Genomic DNA, 17,888 nt, shown 5'->3' on the forward strand with positions numbered 1-17,888 from the left:
GACCGTTTACTTGGTCGAATGTTCCTTATGATAATAGAATTTGGAGCGTCAGGCACTAAAAGAGCACATTACTCTATAAAAATTAGTAGATTGAGAAAAAAGCATGTATTTTTTTGGCAAAATTTTAGGCGCATTCTTTGGTTTTCTGTTTGGTGGGCCCATTGGCGCATTCATCGGATTGTATATTGGACACCGATTTGATCGAGCAAAAGCGATTAACCAAGCTCGTCAGGGAGGTTTCTCTGGATACCAGAGAACCGTGAATCCAGCGCAGCAGATAGAGTTTTTTAAAGCAGCGTTTTCGGTGATGGGCCATGTAGCAAAAGCAAAAGGGCAGGTAACCGAGAGCGAGATTCAGCTTGCAAGCGTCATGATGCAACGCATGAACCTGAATGAAGAGCAGAGACGCATTGCTCAAGAAGCATTTCGTGAAGGCAAGTCATCGTCTTTTCCATTGCGAGAGGTACTTAGCCGCGTTCGTGAAGTGAGTGGGCGCAGGCATGATCTGATGCAGTTCTTCCTTGAACTTCAGATTTCCGCAGCCTTTGCCGATGGAAGTATCCACCCAAATGAGCGCGATGTACTGCATATCGTGGCTGAAGTATTGGGCTTTAGCGCTGCGCAACTTGAGCGCCGATTAAAGATGCAAGAGGCCGCTTATCGCTTCCAACAAAGCGGTGGCTATGGCGGACAGTACTCAGGTGGTGGTTATCAGCAGCAAGCTACGACTCAAGACCAGCTTGCAGCCGCTTATGAAATCCTTGGGGTCGAAGCCTCTGCTGAGCCTAAGGAAATTAAGCGTGCTTATCGCAAATTAATGAATGAGCATCACCCGGATAAGTTGTCGGCAAAAGGGTTGCCGCCTGAGATGCTTGAAGTGGCAAAAGAAAAGGCGCAAGAGATCCAGAATGCCTATGATGTAGTTAAGAAAGAACGAGGCTTTAAGTAGGGGCATTTTATGACGCCAAATTACAATGATGTGCTGACCTTTTGGTTCGAAGAGCTGCAGCCAAGCGATTGGTTTCGCTCCAGTGCTGAGCTTGATCAACAGATTAAACGGCGATTTGGTGAGCTGCACTGTAAAGCCTGTCAATGTGAGTTGGCCAGTTGGCGCCAATCTCCGCAGGGGAGGTTGGCTGAAATCATCATATTGGATCAGTTTTCTCGTAATTTATTTAGAGAGTCATCATTGGCGTTCGCTAGTGACTCTCTAGCCCTTGCCTTAGCTCAAGAGGCAGTTTCGCTTGGCGTTGACGTTAAACTCCCGCCTATGCTGCGCAGCTTTCTTTATATGCCCTATATGCACAGTGAGTCGCTGCTGATTCACGAGCATGGATTGCAACTGTTTACTCAGAGCGATTTGCAGCACAACGTCGAGTTTCACTTAAAGCATACCGCTATTTTACGAAGGTTTGGTCGCTACCCTCATCGAAACAAGGCTTTAGGTCGAGAAAGCAGTAGTGAGGAAATTGAGTTCCTCACCCAGCCTGATTCAAGCTTCTAGTTGGCTTTGTTGAGCTTCCAGTCGTAATCAAAGCTCACTTTTCCTTTAAAGCTCGTGAGCTCTGGGCGATATCTTGCGAGGTGCTTGAGTACGCCTTTCTCCCCATCAAAATCCACTGCAAACCAGTCATAGATTGAAGATAGTTGGATCTTGCCATTGCTTAGTTTTGCCCCTTTATCACTGTTGATAAAGGCGTGCGCGCTTTGTTCTAGTAGCTGCTCAGTATTTTCGGCAGTAAAGGCCTGTGTTTGAAGGTTAGGGCAACCTAGACTGGCACAATTTACCGCATAGTGAGTACGAGGGTCTTGCCAGATTGGGCGCAGAATTCGGTGTTCAATATCATTGAGACTCAATGGCTTACCTGCTACCTCAATAATCTCCTTTCCCCATGGCCCAAAGCTAAATAATCCGCCGAGTTTAGTGATGGTTTTTACTGGGTAGTTATCTAGGATTAGGTCGACAGTCAAAGCATTGTAAAGGTTAACCCAGTACGCGTATTGCTCTGCTTGAGAGTACTGACGAGGGTCGATGTCGGCTAAAGATGAGACATAGGCTTTGAGGGCTTGCTTGTCTTTGTCTGTGACAGAGGCATAACGAAACAGTGTATTTTCCCCACGCTCAACCAGATAAGCGTCAAGCAGAGCCTGCCACTGGCTGTGATCGATGCTTTGCGTGCTTTGAGTATGCTTATCCCAAAATGGCCAAGGTTCAGATTTTGGCGCGCTAAAGGCGTTAAATGACAGCAGTGAGAGAATCAATATCCATACCTTGTACATGTCTTTCTCCAGTGTGATTGGTATTAGCAATAAAAAAGGCCTTGTATAAACAAGACCTTTCAATTGGGAACTCTATTTCAACAAATACTGTTTAACGCATAAATGCTGGGATATTGTTCTCATACTCTGTGATTTTCTCAGCGTGCTGCAACGTCAAACCAATATTATCTAAACCATTCAGCAGGCAGTGGCGACGAAACTCATCAATGTCAAAGCTGTACTGCTTGTCATTAGCTGTCACTAGCATCGCTTCTAAGTCTACCGTCACCTCAGCACCTTCGTTCGCAGCAACAAAGGTGAATATTTCATCGACTTCTTGTTCCGTTAGACGCACTGGAACCATCTGGTTATTGATAGAGTTACCATAGAAAATATCCGCAAAGCTTGGTGCAATCATTACTTGAATGCCGTAATCAGCCAGTGCCCAAGGTGCGTGTTCACGTGAAGAGCCACAGCCAAAGTTCTCGCGTGCTAGCAAGATACTAGCGCCCTTGTAGCGAGGTTCATTCATTACAAACTCTGGATTTTCTTGCTGGCCAGCATCATCTAAGAAGCGCCAATCATGGAACAAGTGCTGACCAAAGCCTGTGCGTGTTACCTTTTGTAGGAACTGCTTTGGAATGATGGCATCCGTATCCACGTTAGCAGCGTCAAGAGGAACGACTAAGCCTGTATGTTGTTTAAAACCTGACATGTTATTTCCTCTTACTGCTGTTCAAAAGTGCGAATATCAACAAAATGACCCGCGATTGCGGCCGCTGCTGCCATTGCTGGGCTAACTAGATGCGTACGACCTTCACGGCCTTGGCGTCCCTCAAAGTTACGGTTACTAGTAGAGGCACAACGCTCTTTTGGACCCAAGCGATCGTTATTCATTGCAAGGCACATCGAACAACCTGGTAGGCGCCATTCAAAACCCGCTTCGATAAAGATTTTATCTAGCCCCTCAGCTTCAGCTTGCGCTTTCACTTGCTCAGAACCAGGAACGATAAGTGCTTGAACGTGACTTGCGACTTGGCGACCTTGTGCAACTTTTGCCGCAGCACGCATGTCTTCAATTCGAGAGTTAGTACAAGAGCCCACAAATACTTTATCGACAGGGTAATCAGAAAGCGACTTGCCCGCTTCTAGTCCCATATAAGCCAGTGCCTTTTCCGCAGAGGCTTTTTCTACAGGGTCGCTGAAGCTTGTTGGGTTAGGAATTGGCGTATCAACTGAAATTACCTGACCTGGGTTCGTTCCCCAAGTTACTTGGGGTTTGATCTCTGTGGCGTCCAATGTCACTACAGCGTCAAACTCAGCGTCATCATCAGACTTTAGGCTTGACCAGTAAGCAACAGCCTCATCCCAATCATTGCCTGTTGGTGCAAACTTGCGGCCTTTAATGTAATCAAAGGTAGTTTGGTCTGGAGCGACTAGGCCTGCTTTAGCACCTAGCTCAATCGCCATATTACATACTGTCATACGGCCTTCCATAGACAGATCGGTAATGGCTTCACCACAGAACTCAACCACATAGCCAGTGCCGCCAGCCGCCGTCGTCTTGCCGATAATGGCAAGTACGATGTCTTTAGCGGTAATGCCTTCTGAAACCTTACCCTTAACCTCAATCTTCATGGTTTTAGCGCGAGATTGCTTTAGGGTTTGAGTCGCTAGCACGTGTTCAACTTCAGAGGTACCGATGCCAAATGCGATAGAGCCAAATGCGCCGTGAGTCGCGGTATGAGAATCGCCACACACAATGGTCATGCCTGGAAGGGTAATACCTAACTCAGGGCCCATAACGTGCACTATGCCTTGATACTTGTGGTTCAAGTCATAAAGGCGAACACCGAACTCAGCACAGTTGTGAGACAATGTTTCCATTTGGATACGAGCCATTTCACCAGAGGCATTGATGTCTTTGGTGGTGGTGGATACGTTGTGATCCATAGTGGCGAAGGTTTTGCTTGTTTGACGTACGCGACGCCCTTTTTCACGCAGACCATCAAACGCTTGTGGTGAGGTCACTTCATGAACTAGGTGGCGGTCAATGTACAAGATAGGGTTTTCACCCTCAGCTTCTACAGCAATGTGCGCATCGTAGATTTTTTCGTATAAGGTTTTAGCCATTATTCTTTCCTTTTTCCTTCGCAAACGAATGCGAAGGAAATTAATCTATTTTAAGAGTTGCGAATGTATTCTGCGATCTTATCGCCCATCTCTGACGTTGTCAGCGCAGGTTTGTCCCCCGCTAGGTCTGCAGTAAGCTCACCAGCGGCTAACGCTTTAGATACTGCATTCTCGATATCTTTTGCTGCTGCTTCTTCACCTAGGCTGTAGCGCAGCATTAGCGCTGCTGACAGGATTTGCGCTACAGGGTTAGCAATATTTTTGCCTGCGATGTCTGGAGCACTACCACCTGCTGGTTCGTATAGGCCAAAGTTGCTTTCATTTAGGCTTGCTGAAGGTAGCATACCCATTGAGCCTGTGATCATTGCACATTCATCAGAGATGATGTCGCCGAAGATGTTTGAGCACAGCATGATATCGAACTGAGATGGGTCCTTGATAAGCTGCATTGTCGCGTTATCAATGTACATGTGGTTCAACTCAACATCAGGGAAGTCCTTCGCTACTTCTTCTACAACTTCGCGCCAAAGGATAGAGCTTTGTAAAACGTTCGCTTTATCAATGGAGTAGACGTTTTTTTCACGTAAACGAGCAGATTCAAACGCGATACGAGCAATACGTTCAATCTCATAGCGATGGTAAACCTCAGTATCAAACGCCTTCTCATTTGCGCCTTCGCCTTCACGACCTTTCGGTTGGCCAAAGTAAATACCGCCGGTTAATTCGCGAACTACTACGATATCAAAGCCACGGTCCGAGATATCTGCACGAAGCGGAGAGAAGCCCTCTAAGCCTTTGTGGATTTGTGCTGGACGCAGGTTACAGAACAGTTGGAAGTGTTTACGTAGAGGAAGTAGGGCACCACGCTCTGGTTGATCGTTTGGTGGTAGGTTTTCCCACTTAGGGCCGCCTACAGAGCCAAACAAGATAGCATCAGAAGCCTCACAACCGTTTAGCGTTGACTCTGGTAGTGGTGAGCCGTGATTGTCGATAGCAATACCACCTACATCATGCTCACTACGCTCAAACTTAATAGAGTGCTTGCTTTCAATTGCATCAAGAACTTTGTGCGCTTGTTGCATTACTTCTGGGCCAATACCGTCACCCGGTAAAACGGCAATCTTGTAAGATTTATCTGCCATGAAATGGTCTTCCTTAAATTTATAAATGTTTGAGCTGCCCCTTGCGAATATGACAAGGGGCGAAAGTATTAAACGGTTTCTTTGTTTCTTTTTTGTTTCATCACTTCGATTTGGTCGGCACGATGAATGCTATTAATTACGTGAAGGAGTGCTTGTCCCGATGCTTCTACGATATCGGTCGCAAGACCTGTACCGTGATATTTACGCCCTTTATAGTTGGCAATGATATCTGCCTGGCCTAGGCCATCTTCACCTTCCCCTTTTGCTGTAAGGTGGAACTTATCTAGATCAATCTCATAGCCGGTTAAGCGGTAAATGCATTGATAAAGGGCATCAACAGGACCGTTGCCCACTGCGGCTTCGCATTTTTCTTCATCGCCACACTGCAATTTGATGCTAGTGGTTGCCATTACACTACCCGATTGAACGCTCAAGTAATTAAGCTTGAAGAAGTCATCTTCGTCACGAAGGTTGGCAAAGTGCATCAATGCTTCAAGGTCGTAGTCGAATACCTGGCCCTTGCGATCGGCCAATTTCAAGAAATCAGCGTACAGGGTATCAAGGTTATACTCTTCCTCTTTGTAGCCCATGCTATCCATATGGCTCTTCACAGCAGCACGGCCAGAACGGCTGGTCAGGTTCAGCGCTTGGTTTTTAAGGCCGATAGACTCTGGAGTCATGATTTCGTAGGTGTTCTTATTCTTTAGCATGCCATCTTGGTGGATGCCTGAAGAATGGCTAAAGGCATTGGCACCGACAATCGCTTTGTTTGCTTGTACTGGCATATTACAAAGCTGAGAAACCAACTTGCTGGTGCGGTGAATTTCATCGTGTTTAAGGTTGGTTTGAACACCCAAGAAGCTTTCGCGAGTCTTGATGATCATCGCGACCTCTTCTAACGAGCAGTTACCCGCACGTTCGCCAATACCGTTGATGGTGCCTTCGATTTGACGAGCACCCGCTTGTACCGCTGCAATCGAGTTTGCCACAGACATGCCTAGGTCATCGTGACAGTGCACAGAGATGATCGCTTTGTCGATATTAGGAACGCGATTAAATAGGGTCTCGATGATGCTACCAAACTCATTAGGAACGGTGTAGCCCACAGTATCCGGGATGTTGATGGTGTTGGCACCAGCATTGATTGCCGATTCCACCATACGACATAGATTGTCGATAGGGGTACGGCCTGCGTCTTCACAAGAGAACTCAACGTCATCAGTGTATTTACGTGCGTGTTTTACTGCGTTTACACCCATTTCAATAACATCATCGTAGCTACGACGAAGCTTGTCTTGAACATGAATGGTTGAGGTTGAAATAAAGGTGTGAATTCGGAACTGATCCGCAACCTTTAGTGCCTCTGCAGCAGCGTCGATATCTTTGGCGACTGCGCGTGAAAGTGCACAGATACGGCTATTTTTGATGTGCTTAGCAATGGTTTGCACTGACTCAAAATCACCCGGAGAGGAAATAGGGAAGCCAGCTTCAATAACGTCCACACCCAAGCGCTCGAGTGCATAGGCAATCTGTAGTTTCTCTTTGACTGTTAAGCTTGCAGAAAGTGCCTGCTCGCCATCTCGTAGTGTGGTGTCAAAGACAATGACCTTATCGCTCATGTTGGCATCCTTTTTCCAGCGTTGTGATTAAATTTCAGCATAAAAAAACCCGCATTCAAGTTGCGGGTTTTATCAATCTTGGTGGTGTTTTTCGCCCACTAGCAACCCGCGTGTTTAAGTCACGATCAGGAGGAGCAGTAGAGAAGTTGAAACACCAAATTTCATAATAGAAAAACAATCCACCAATTAAGTTAACAAATTAGTACCGCAATTCGCCTGCAAGCGTCAAGGGGTAAGTGGAATAAATCTTCAACATTTCTTCAAAATTAGATTTACCAGTAAAACTTGCCATCCTAATTTCATCTTTAACGCGTTGATTAAGCTAAATTAATCACTTTCAGCGTTTTTGATTAATTTAACTCCTCTCTATTTTAGTTTTACGTCACTATAATTAATCAGTTGAGTAATTAAAGAGTGGTTAGAGTTAGATGTCTAGAAAGGCGGGTCGCCCAGCAGAAAAGACAGAGGCAAGAGAGAGTCTTATTCGAAGCGCCAAGTTGTTGTTTAGCGGTATGCCCTATGAAAAAGTATCAACGCGCCTGATTGCAGAAAAGGCGGGGGTAAACTCAGCCATGATTCGTTATTACTTTGGTAATAAAGAAGGACTGTTTGAAGCTATGATAACCGCGGTAATGACACCGATACTCGACAGCATGCGCAGGCATAAGCAAAGTCCAAGCTCGCAGTCTTTAGAGAGTATCATGCGTGCTCACTATCTGGTCATGAGTAAGGACCCTGAGTTTCCTCGTATGCTCGCGCGTATCATGATGCAACCTCCTTCAGAGGTTCAGCGACAAGTGACGGAAAAAATGTTTGATCAACTCGTAGGCGCACTTGGTGATGACCTACTCTTTACTCAAAATAAACAAAATGTATTCCGCTCGGATTTAGATGTTAAGAAGTGCAAGCTTACCTTCATCAGCATGCTGATGTTTCCCTTCATCTCTCCGCCAGCAATACTGGAAAAGCATCAAATAGAGCTCACACCGACTTTTTTAGAAGAGATGCTACAACACAACCTCAGTGTCATCGCATCAGGAATGATAAATACCAAGGTTCAGAACCAGGACAACACTTAATGAAACTTAACCGAAAACTTCTGTTTTTCCCCGCGTTGGCTGTCGGGATTATCACCCTTGTTGTGATGATTGAAACTCGACCTGATGTACCCACTAAACCAGCAGGAGACAGAGCAAGACCTGTCGAAGTTATGACAATGACTCCGGTATCTATGGCGCCAGAAGCCATAGGATTTGGGCAGGTATCCCCCAAGTTTGAGTGGAAGGCGATTGCTGAGGTTACCGGAAAGGTGGTTTATAGAAATCCTGATCTTGAGCGTGGGCGTATCTTAACGGCGGGCACAGAAGTGCTCAGAATTGATCCATTAGATTATGAGCTAAAGCTGATTCAAGCCAAAGCGGACTTAGGCTCCAGTGAAACCCAGCTTAAAAAGCTGGCTCTAGAGAACAGCAACAGTAAGAGCAGCTTGAAGATTGAAAAGAACCGATTAAAGCTAGCAGAAACAGAGCTCAAGCGTATTCAAGATTTGAGGAGCAAAAAAGTGGCCTCTCAGTCTGACGTTGACGCACAGCAACAGACTTACCTTGCGCAGCAGAAGCTAGTTCAAGACATTGAAAACCAGATGGCGCTGTATCCTGATGAGAAAAAAGTTGCAGAAGCCTTGGTAGAAGTTAATCAAGCTAAAGTGCAAGAGGCGGAACGCTCCCTTGAAAAAACCAGTATTGTTCTTCCTCGCGATTTGCGAATTTCTTCCGTGGATATCGAGCTTAATCAGGTGGTAAACCTGCAACAAGAGATGATAGTCGCTCAAGGGCTAGATGTAATGGAGGTTGAGGCTCAGCTTTCCATCCATGATATGCAGCTGCTGGTGCAAAGCCTTGAAACGAAAGAGCGTGATGCGGTGGGCTCTCCACTGCCAAGTTTTTCACGCCTTAATGCAGAGGTCACTCTATCTAGTGGTAATTTGAAAGCGACCTGGCCAGCTAAGGTGGCGAGGGTGAGTGATTCTATCGACCCTACCCAAGCAACTGCTGGCGTTATTCTTGAGGTTGAACAAGACTACAGCCAGCTCACTCCCACCAGCACGCCACCTATGGTCAGCGGCATGCTGGTTCAAGCGAAGATAGAGGGAACAGAGTCTGCTGCATGGGTGATCCCAGAGCGAGCTTTACACGGCGATAAGGTGTATCTATTCGAAGACAGTAAGCTGAAAATAATGCCGGTTACCGTACTCTATCGACGTGATCAGCAGGTGGTGATTGATGGTGACTTCTCTGACGGGGATACCTTGATCCTTAACGATCTATTACCAGCGATACCGGGTATGCTGCTGAAGCTTGAAATGCTCGAAGACGATCCTAAAGCATCGGAGGGTGACGCGTGATTCGTTTTTTTGCAAGACACCCAACAGCAGCCAACCTGCTGATGCTACTCATCTTTTTAGTGGGTGTTCTTACTTTACCTACCATCAAGAGAGAAACCTTTCCAGAGTTTTCGCCCCCCTACATTATGGCGACTATTGTCTATCCTGGTGCCTCACCAATGGAGGTGGAAGAGAGCTTGTGTGTCAGGATGGAAGATGCGGTAGATGGACTGTCCAATATCGAAGAAACCACTTGTGAGGCGATTGAAGGCAGTGCTCGACTGACGTTAAAGCTGGATAATTCTGCAGATATTGGCCGTATGCTGGTGGATGTGCAAACGCAGATCAATTCTATCAATGACTTCCCTGATGAGATTGAATCTCCAATGGTGCAAGAGCTGGACTGGAACGAGCCTGTGGTGGATGTTGCGATTACTGCAGATACAAGCTGGCCAGAGCTAAAAGCTTATGCAGAGAGTCTGAAGCGCACCATGAAGCTGGATTATGGCGTCTCTCTGGTTGATGTTTCAGGCTTTTCTGATCATCAATACCGTGTCGAACTCAATACCTACATCATGCGCCAGCTTGGGCTGAGCGTAAATGACATTGCCTCCCAGATTGGCAAGCAGAACGTAAAACTGCCTAGTGGCAACGTAGAGACGCCAGAAAAGAATTTATTGATTCGCTTTGATGAAAGGCGGGTCACCCCACAGCAACTAGAGAGTATCGTGGTGGGCTCAGGACCCAATGGCTCTATTGTCCGTCTTCGTGATGTAGCAACCATTACCGATCGCTTTGAGCTGGATGAGCAGAAGGTGCTGTTTGACGAAAAGCCTTCGGCTATACTCAAAATCAGTAAAAACAAAGAAGATGATGCCCTTAGGATCAAAGACAATGTCACCCGTTTTGTTGATGATCAACGTGCAATCGCACCTGATGGCGTCACTATTGAGATGACCAACGATCTGTCATCTGTGCTTTGGGATCGATTGAGCATGATGGTGCGTAATGGTTGGCAAGGTATCGTATTAGTGTTCGCCACTATGTGGCTGTTCTTTAGTTTGCGATATTCATTTTGGGTTGCGGCAGGCCTTCCCGTTGCCTTCCTCGGTGGCATTTTCATGATGGCGAATCTGGGTATTTCCATCAATATCATGTCGCTGGTGGGCTTGCTGATGGCCATCGGTATTATGATGGATGACGCCATAGTGATTGCCGAGTCGATAGCCGCGCATCTTGATCGGGGGCAAAGCATTGATGATGCGGTAATTAACGGCGTGAAGAAGGTTCTCCCCGGAGTTGTATCTTCATTTCTAACCACAGTGTGTATCTTTGGTAGCTTACTGTTCTTAGATGGCGAGATGGGTGCTGTGTTAAAAGCGGTACCGCAAGTATTGATTCTCGTACTGAGTATCAGTCTTATCGAGGCTTTCTTGATCTTGCCTCATCACTTATCACATTCATTGCACAGTGCTAAGAAAGAGCGCCCAGACCTGCGCTTTAAAACGGCTTTTCTTGAGAAGTTTGAAGAGTTTCGTAACGGTCCGTTAGTGAGAGCGGTGGACAAAGCGGTTGAGCATCGATACCTCTTTATGGGCTCGGTCATCGCAGCCTTACTCATTTCCGTCTCTTTGCTTGCCGGTGGCCATCTTAAGTTTGTGCCCTTTCCTGAGTTGGATGGAGATATCGCAGAGGCGCGAATTATCCTACCTCCAGGTTCGTCATTGAGCCAAACTGAAAAAGTAGTAGATCGACTGGTTAAATCTGCAGAGAAATTGGATAAAGAGTGGACCGAAAACGTAGAAAATGGTGTCCCTTTAATCCAGCATATTACCGCAAGCTTTAACAGTAATGCTGATGCTAATGAGTCAGGCCCACACATTGCAACAGTGCGCTTAGATCTCCTTGGCGCAGAAGTGCGAAATACCATCCTTGATGAGTTTATTGATGCCTGGCGTGAAGATACGGGAGAGATGGCTGCGCCTATTTCACTGGTATTTAAGCAGCCGACTATGGGACCTGGCGGGCGCGCAATCGAAATCCGTTTACAACATGATGATCTCGAGTCTCTAAAGGCTGCTTCAGTAGAGATACAGTCTTATCTGAATGAGTTTGATGGCGTGCACGGCGTACTTGATGACATGCGAATGGGGAAAGAGGAGGTCTTGGTTAAGTTGCGTCCTGGGGCTGAAAGCTATGGTGTGAATGGGCAGATGATCGCAAGTCAGTTGCGCGCCGCCTTCTATGGTGAAACGGCAGATGAGATCCAGATTGGCGTTGAAAACATTAAGATTGAGGTGCGTTTAGACAAAGAAGAGGCAGGCAACCTTGAGCATCTGGCTAACTTCCCAATTATCATGCCTAACGGAGCACAGATCCCTCTCGCAACCCTAGCAAGCTTTGATTTTCAACGCAATTACGTGCGAATACAACGTATCAATGGCATGCGAACCGTTGCGGTATTTAGTGACTTAGATACCTCAAAGGCAAGCTCAGGGGAAATTATCAGTAAGTTCAAGACTCAAGAGCTTCCAAAGCTCCAGCAGAAGTACCCGGGTATTCGAGTCGATTTTGAAGGAGAGTCTAAGGACACAGCAAAAACGGGTTCATCCATGGGTAAAGGCTTCTTAGTGGGCTTGTTTGGTGTGTTTGCTATTTTGAGTTACCAGTTCCGCAGTTATCTCGAGCCCTTTGTGGTTATGTTGGCGATTCCTTTGGCCTTTATTGGGGTGATTTGGGGGCACTTCTTACTAGGGCATAACATGAGTATGCCAAGTATCATGGGGTTTGTTTCTCTTGCTGGGATTGTAGTGAACGATTCTATACTCTTGGTTCAATACATACGCTTTCATGTGGACGAAGGGGATACAGTGCATGATGCTGTAGTTAAGGCGAGTCGGGAGCGTTTCCGAGCGGTATTTATTACTTCAATGACAACGGCTGCCGGTTTGTTGCCATTGCTCCTAGAAACTAGCCTGCAGGCTCAGGTCATTCAGCCTCTGGTGATATCGATAGTGTTTGGTATCTTCGCCTCAACAGTGTTGGTGCTGTTTATGGTGCCTTGTGCTTATTCCATATTGGCTGATTTTGGCAAGGTATCTAAGCATGAGAACCTTAATGCCTAACAATCAAAGGCTTAGTCTGAGTACATCAAAACGTGCTTAAAATGTAATCTCAACTCAAACAAAACGTCACCTTCTTGTCATTTAACTTCCTTAGTTTGGGCATTAACCCAATGGGTATCCCTCTGGGAAGTTGATAAGGAAGGCGACATGAGTAGTTTTGATTTAGAAAATCTGGGTGTACAGCGAATAAACCCTATCGTTCGTTTTGATCTGGCATTTTCATTGTTCTGTCTTGAGCATAGGTTTGCTTCTCAGGTTGGTTTATTTAGCAGGGCCGTCTCTCACTCTGGAGACGGCCACCTTTACGCCGCAATTGCCCTAATCGCTTGGGTTGCCGATTCGACTATCGGTAGTCTATTTCTTGCCTGTGGACTGATTTCGTTTGTTATTGAGCTGCCTATTTACTGGGTTGCCAAGAACAGCTTTCGCCGTCGCCGTCCCCATGATTTGTCCTCTCGATTGACCAACTTTATTGAACCGTCGGATAAGTACAGTATGCCCTCAGGCCATACTGCTGCTGCGACCATTATGGCGGTATTAACCTGCGCCTTCTTCCCGAGCTTGGCCGTGATAGCGGTGGTTTGGGCTAGTCTCATTGCTCTCTCTCGAATTCTACTCGGCGTTCATTTCTTTAGCGATATCGTTGCTGGTGTGATGCTGGGGTTAGCCAGTTCATTCATCGCAATGGCAATGGTAGGGGTCTAATTTGTGAAGATACTCTATGGCGTGCAAGGTACCGGAAATGGACATATCGCTCGTGCAAGGGCTATGGCTGAGGCTTTTAAAAATCGAGATGGGATACAGGTCGACTTTGTATTTTCAGGCAGAGAAAGAGAAAAGTACTTCTCGATGGAGTCCTTTAACGGCTATCGCTCTTTTTCTGGACTCACATTCAACTCTCATTGTGGCAAGGTGGACTACCTAAAGACCGCCACCAATAACAATTTGGTGGAGTTGTTCCAAGACATTAACAGCTTGAATGTCAAAGACTACGACTTAGTACTGAATGACTTTGAGCCTATTTCTGCGTGGGCGGCTAAGAAGCACAAAGTGCCTTGTATTGGCATCAGTCATCAAAACGCGTTTCGTTTTCAGGTTCCGAAGAAGGGTTTTGGCTTGATGGATAAAACCATCATTCATCACTTCGCACCTTCAGATTTTCAATTGGGCCTGCATTGGTATCATTTCGAGCAACCCATCTTGCCACCTATTGTTCATACGTGTGCACAAGATGCAGTAACCGAAGAAGCATTTATCTTAGTCTATCTGCCTTTTGAGGACTTAAAGCAAGTGGCAGACTTGTTGCAGCGTTTCTCTGACCATTCTTTTCGCTGCTATCACCCTGATGTAAGGGATGCGGATGACATCGGCAATGTGCAGTTTCGTCCCCTGTCGTTTTCTTCTTTTCAGGGCGACCTTTCTCGATGTCAGGGCGTGATTGCGAACGGTGGATTTGAGTTGCCATCGGAGGCGCTCTCTCTAGGTAAAAAACTACTGCTTAAACCCCTCAATGGACAATTTGAACAGCAAAGCAATGTGGCGACTTTGGAGTATCTGGGCTTGGGTTCTGCAATGCTGGAACTGGAAGCGGGAACAATACGAAAATGGTTAGGGGAACAAAAGCCGGAACCAATTCGTTATCCTGATGTTGCTGGTGCTATCTCTGATTGGGTTATAGAAGGAGACTGGCATCAGCAGGAAGCATTAAGCCAAAAACTGTGGAAACAAGTGGATTTTCCTAGCCATATAACACATTTATTGGATTGATCTGAGCGACTCGCTCGATCTCATTTCTTTAGTGGTAAGCGACCATTTATTACGGTTTGCCTACCACTTTTGCTATCTGTCTTTTTCACTAATGACTGTATTTTGTCTAATTATTCATCACAAAACATGATTTAGGTTTTTTTATGCTTATATTAAGTGGTTGTTATATATAGACAATGCCTTCTTGTTGATAAAATGTACTGATTCTTTATCAATTTGCTTGTTCCTTGGTGATGATTTGAAACATATTAGCGCTATTGAATATTCATCCCGTTGATGATTCGCCGGTTGGTTAGTAGTTTCGTAACTCCTTTTTTGATACGAGCTATGCAGTAGTACTGACTCGCGGTTGGCTAAATAGAATAAAGAGAAGAGTATATGTTAACTAGCAATTCACATGATTGGCAGCAAGGATTAGCTCACCAAGGAACAACCCTACGTGGAGTCGATTTAAATCTGCTAACTGTGTTTGATGCAGTTATGCAGGAGCAAAATATCACTCGCGCAGCAAAAAATCTGAACATGTCCCAGCCTGCAGTAAGTAATGCGGTAGCGCGTTTGAAAGTGATGTTTAAAGACGATCTATTTATGCGTCAAGGTCGAGGTATTTCGCCCACTCTTCGTGCTCGTCAATTGTTTGTCCCTGTTCGTCAGGCGCTGCAATTGGTTAAGAATGAACTGCCTGGTGCTGTATTTGATCCAGCAACATCGACCAATACATTCTCTATTGCAATTGGAACGCCTAATGATGTCCGCTTTGCACCTCAACTTATTAAAAACACCACAGAGAAAGCGCCTAATGTTAAGTTGAGTCTGGACTCGCTTGGCGGAGTTTCCTTGCATGAGAAGCTTAAGCAGCAAGAGCTCGATTTTGTGATTGATTATACTCGCTTCGAACAGCCTGGCTTTGTAAGTACTGAACTATACAGCGATGAGCTTGTGGTCATTTGTGCAAACGATCACCCTCGTCTTGGGAACCAGCATCAGATCTCTATGGAGCAACTTCTGGCGGAGCAGCATGCACGCTTGTCTCCTGCTAGCGATGTGATGGGCTTGAGCGATCGAATCTATAAAAGCCTAGAGGTGACCTCTTCATACCGAGGTGCGACCTTGGGTAACTTGATCGCAGTTTCTGCGCAATCTGAACTTATTTGTGTTGTGCCGCGCTGGGTAAAAGATTTTTTCCCGACAAACCTTGGTATTCATGCATTGCCATTTCCTGGTGAGCTAGCTGAGATTAAGGCGTACCTAACATGGCATGAATCGCGTGAAAATGATGAAGCACATGTGTGGATGAGAGAGCAATTAATGACGGTTTGCGGAGAAGTGGTAGCAAAACATCGTTAGGGATCTTTAGCCAAAAATAGCGCATAAAATCATCAAGCACCAAAAACTAGGTTTTTTGGTGCTTTTTTATTAGCCATATGCAATTAGTGACTACTCTTACCAGTAAGTAAAAACTGGATATATGTCCAATTTTGTATGATGAGAAAGCTATTAGAATTGCGTTTTATTTGCCCGACTGTAAACTATGCGCTCACTCAGCTTACACCTGTAAGCCAAAAGGTAGAGGTTTATGACCAGTTCAGAGTTTCACATTGTAAAAAAGGTTCGCCAACAGGTTGTAGATGGAGGAGATCGCGCGGCACTCAAGCATAAGTTTGATGGTGCTTGGCACGATATTTCTTGGTCGCAATTTGGACAGCAAATGGACGCTGTTTCTATGGCACTTTTGGCTCAAGGATTGAGTGTTCAGGATAAGGTCGGTATCTATGCCAACAACATGCCAAAATGGACTATGGCAGATATTGGTGCGTTACAAGCGCGTGTTGTAACCGTTCCTATTTATCCTACTAATACAGCAGAACAATCTGCTTATGTTATTCAAAACGCAGACGTGAAGGTGTTGTTCGTTGGTGAACAAGAACAGTATGACGCGTCTGTGGGCATCTTCGAGCAATGCGAACAGCTGGAGCTGATTGTTGCCATGTGCGACAGCATTAAACTTGAAGACAATAGCTTCAGCCTTTCTTGGGATGACTTCCTTAAGTCCTCAGAGCAAAATGATACCGAAACGCTCAACACTGAATTTGAGCAGCGTCTTGCTGATGCGAACCTAGATGACCTTGTGACGCTGATTTACACCTCAGGAACCACAGGCCAACCAAAGGGCGTGATGCTGGACTACGCAAACTTTGCCTCGCAACTGGAAGGGCATGTTGAGCGTTTGAACCTAACCAAAGACGATGTATCTTTGTGTTTTTTACCTCTTTCGCATGTATTTGAGCGCGCATGGACCATGTTTGTTCTGTATACCGGCGCAACTAATGCCTATTTGGTTGATACCATGCAGGTTAAAGATGCGTTAGGTGAAGTTAAGCCTACTGTTATGTGTGCTGTGCCTCGTTTCTACGAGAAGATTTTCTCAGCGATTCATGAAAAAGTGTCTCGTTCTTCTTTTGTGAAAAAGGCGATGTTCACTTGGGCTGTTAACATGGGTGCACGTGTTGCACTGTGTAAGCAAGAAGAGCGTGAGCCTTCTTACTTACTAAAGCGTAGCCACGCCTTAGCGGACAAGTTAGTACTGAGTAAGCTTAGAGCCCTATTAGGTGGCAACATTACGATGATGCCATGTGGCGGAGCCAAGCTGGATGAAACCATTGGCCGCTTTTTCCATGCACTTGGCTTGAACGTGAAGCTAGGCTATGGCATGACAGAAACAACGGCGACCGTGTCATGTTGGGATGAGCCTGCATTTAACCCTGACTCTATCGGTACTTCAATGCCGGGAGCTCAAGTTAAGATTGGTGAAAATAACGAAATCTTAGTGCGTGGCCCTATGGTTATGCGTGGTTACTACAAGTTGCCAGAAGAAACAGCGAAAACCTTCGATGAGCATGGTTTCTTGAAGACGGGAGATGCGGGTCAATTTGATGACAATGGTAACCTGTTTATTACTGACCGAATCAAAGAGTTGATGAAGACTTCTGGTGGTAAGTACATTGCTCCTCAAGTGGTTGAAGGCACTATTGGTAAAGATCATTTTATCGAACAGATTGCCGTTATTGCGGACACACGCAAGTTTGTTTCTGCTTTGATCGTACCAAGCTTTGAGGCGCTAGAAGAGCATGCTAAAGAGCTTAACATCAAATACCACGACAAGGTTGAGCTATTAAAGCATAGCCAAATCGTTGAAATGCTTGAGGCTCGAGTGGCTGAACTACAACAAAACTTAGCCAAGTTTGAGCAAGTCAAAAAGTTCAAACTACTGCCTAAAGCCTTCTCTATGGAAAAGGGAGAACTGACTCCTACTCAGAAGCTTCGCCGTAAGGTTATCAATGACCGTTACCAAGACGAAATTGATGAAATGTACGATGAAACGGGCAAGAGCAAATCAAAGCCTAAAAAGTAGTGCATTAACGTAAACAATTAGAGCCCGCCACTTTATTAAGTTGGCGGG

At 45.7% G+C, this 17,888-nt stretch carries 14 protein-coding genes; 9 read left to right on the forward strand and 5 right to left on the reverse strand.

The genetic code is table 11. From position 1 onward, the window contains the following. The first annotated feature begins 103 nt into the window (after window positions 1-103). The gene (gene djlA, locus D5I41_RS09640) at window positions 104-949 is read left to right on the forward strand and encodes a co-chaperone DjlA (protein WP_119009609.1); all 846 of its coding nucleotides are present in this window, start codon (window positions 104-106) and stop codon (window positions 947-949) included. Between the two features lie 9 nt (window positions 950-958). Continuing rightward, window positions 959-1,504, forward strand: coding sequence for a DUF924 family protein (locus D5I41_RS09645; RefSeq protein ID WP_119009610.1), 546 nt, complete (start codon window positions 959-961; stop codon window positions 1,502-1,504). Here the strand turns inward: D5I41_RS09645 and D5I41_RS09650 are convergent. The 5 genes from D5I41_RS09650 to leuA form a co-directional block, all read right to left on the reverse strand. Then, entirely contained in the window at window positions 1,501-2,280 is a 780-nt protein-coding gene (locus D5I41_RS09650; RefSeq protein WP_119009611.1) for a DUF547 domain-containing protein, read from the reverse strand. The two genes, D5I41_RS09645 and D5I41_RS09650, sit on opposite strands and share 4 nt — an antisense overlap. Before the next feature lie 91 nt (window positions 2,281-2,371). Next, window positions 2,372-2,974: a 3-isopropylmalate dehydratase small subunit gene (gene leuD, locus D5I41_RS09655; RefSeq protein ID WP_119009612.1), complete on the reverse strand. Its 603-nt coding sequence runs from the start codon at window positions 2,972-2,974 to the stop codon at window positions 2,372-2,374. Between the two features lie 11 nt (window positions 2,975-2,985). After that, on the reverse strand, window positions 2,986-4,392 hold the full coding sequence (gene leuC / locus D5I41_RS09660; protein WP_119009613.1) for a 3-isopropylmalate dehydratase large subunit: 1,407 nt from the start codon (window positions 4,390-4,392) through the stop codon (window positions 2,986-2,988). A 50-nt stretch (window positions 4,393-4,442) separates the two neighbouring features. Next, window positions 4,443-5,534 (reverse strand): 3-isopropylmalate dehydrogenase, encoded by a 1,092-nt coding sequence (gene leuB, locus D5I41_RS09665; RefSeq protein ID WP_119009614.1) that lies wholly within the window; start codon window positions 5,532-5,534, stop codon window positions 4,443-4,445. A gap of 68 nt (window positions 5,535-5,602) precedes the next feature. Beyond that, window positions 5,603-7,153 (reverse strand): 2-isopropylmalate synthase, encoded by a 1,551-nt coding sequence (gene leuA / locus D5I41_RS09670; protein WP_119009615.1) that lies wholly within the window; start codon window positions 7,151-7,153, stop codon window positions 5,603-5,605. A 428-nt stretch (window positions 7,154-7,581) separates the two neighbouring features. Here leuA and D5I41_RS09675 point away from each other — a divergent pair, with 428 nt between their 5' ends. The 7 genes from D5I41_RS09675 (at window position 7,582) to D5I41_RS09705 (ending at window position 17,840) form a co-directional block, all read left to right on the forward strand. After that, complete coding sequence (locus D5I41_RS09675; protein WP_119009616.1) at window positions 7,582-8,232, forward strand: TetR/AcrR family transcriptional regulator; 651 nt, start codon at window positions 7,582-7,584, stop codon at window positions 8,230-8,232. After that, complete coding sequence (locus D5I41_RS09680; protein ID WP_119009617.1) at window positions 8,232-9,557, forward strand: efflux RND transporter periplasmic adaptor subunit; 1,326 nt, start codon at window positions 8,232-8,234, stop codon at window positions 9,555-9,557. The genes D5I41_RS09675 and D5I41_RS09680 overlap by 1 nt, the downstream gene beginning before the upstream one ends. Further along, complete coding sequence (locus D5I41_RS09685; protein WP_119009618.1) at window positions 9,554-12,661, forward strand: efflux RND transporter permease subunit; 3,108 nt, start codon at window positions 9,554-9,556, stop codon at window positions 12,659-12,661. The genes D5I41_RS09680 and D5I41_RS09685 overlap by 4 nt, the downstream gene beginning before the upstream one ends. 147 nt (window positions 12,662-12,808) lie before the next feature. Further along, on the forward strand, window positions 12,809-13,366 hold the full coding sequence (locus D5I41_RS09690; RefSeq protein WP_119009619.1) for a phosphatase PAP2 family protein: 558 nt from the start codon (window positions 12,809-12,811) through the stop codon (window positions 13,364-13,366). A gap of 3 nt (window positions 13,367-13,369) precedes the next feature. After that, entirely contained in the window at window positions 13,370-14,428 is a 1,059-nt protein-coding gene (locus D5I41_RS09695; protein ID WP_119009620.1) for an MJ1255/VC2487 family glycosyltransferase, read from the forward strand. Between the two features lie 378 nt (window positions 14,429-14,806). Next, window positions 14,807-15,775, forward strand: a complete 969-nt coding sequence (gene leuO, locus D5I41_RS09700; RefSeq protein ID WP_119009621.1) for a transcriptional regulator LeuO — start codon at window positions 14,807-14,809, stop codon at window positions 15,773-15,775. 229 nt (window positions 15,776-16,004) lie between these two features. Beyond that, complete coding sequence (locus D5I41_RS09705; RefSeq protein ID WP_119009622.1) at window positions 16,005-17,840, forward strand: AMP-dependent synthetase/ligase; 1,836 nt, start codon at window positions 16,005-16,007, stop codon at window positions 17,838-17,840. Window positions 17,841-17,888 lie beyond the last annotated feature (48 nt).

Source organism: Vibrio superstes, from assembly GCF_003569005.1.
Lineage (GTDB): Bacteria > Pseudomonadota > Gammaproteobacteria > Enterobacterales > Vibrionaceae > Vibrio > Vibrio superstes.

What these genes read in the sequence shown, in the direction of transcription:
- leuA (WP_119009615.1), bottom strand. Translation starts at nt 7,153, where the DNA reads ATGAGCGATAAGGTCATTGTCTTTGACACCACACTACGAGATGGCGAG.
- D5I41_RS09680 (WP_119009617.1), top strand. Translation starts at nt 8,232, where the DNA reads ATGAAACTTAACCGAAAACTTCTGTTTTTCCCCGCGTTGGCTGTCGGG.
- D5I41_RS09650 (WP_119009611.1), bottom strand. Translation starts at nt 2,280, where the DNA reads ATGTACAAGGTATGGATATTGATTCTCTCACTGCTGTCATTTAACGCC.
- D5I41_RS09675 (WP_119009616.1), top strand. Translation starts at nt 7,582, where the DNA reads ATGTCTAGAAAGGCGGGTCGCCCAGCAGAAAAGACAGAGGCAAGAGAG.
- leuB (WP_119009614.1), bottom strand. Translation starts at nt 5,534, where the DNA reads ATGGCAGATAAATCTTACAAGATTGCCGTTTTACCGGGTGACGGTATT.
- djlA (WP_119009609.1), top strand. Translation starts at nt 104, where the DNA reads ATGTATTTTTTTGGCAAAATTTTAGGCGCATTCTTTGGTTTTCTGTTT.
- leuD (WP_119009612.1), bottom strand. Translation starts at nt 2,974, where the DNA reads ATGTCAGGTTTTAAACAACATACAGGCTTAGTCGTTCCTCTTGACGCT.
- D5I41_RS09645 (WP_119009610.1), top strand. Translation starts at nt 959, where the DNA reads ATGACGCCAAATTACAATGATGTGCTGACCTTTTGGTTCGAAGAGCTG.
- leuC (WP_119009613.1), bottom strand. Translation starts at nt 4,392, where the DNA reads ATGGCTAAAACCTTATACGAAAAAATCTACGATGCGCACATTGCTGTA.
- leuO (WP_119009621.1), top strand. Translation starts at nt 14,807, where the DNA reads ATGTTAACTAGCAATTCACATGATTGGCAGCAAGGATTAGCTCACCAA.
- D5I41_RS09690 (WP_119009619.1), top strand. Translation starts at nt 12,809, where the DNA reads ATGAGTAGTTTTGATTTAGAAAATCTGGGTGTACAGCGAATAAACCCT.
- D5I41_RS09705 (WP_119009622.1), top strand. Translation starts at nt 16,005, where the DNA reads ATGACCAGTTCAGAGTTTCACATTGTAAAAAAGGTTCGCCAACAGGTT.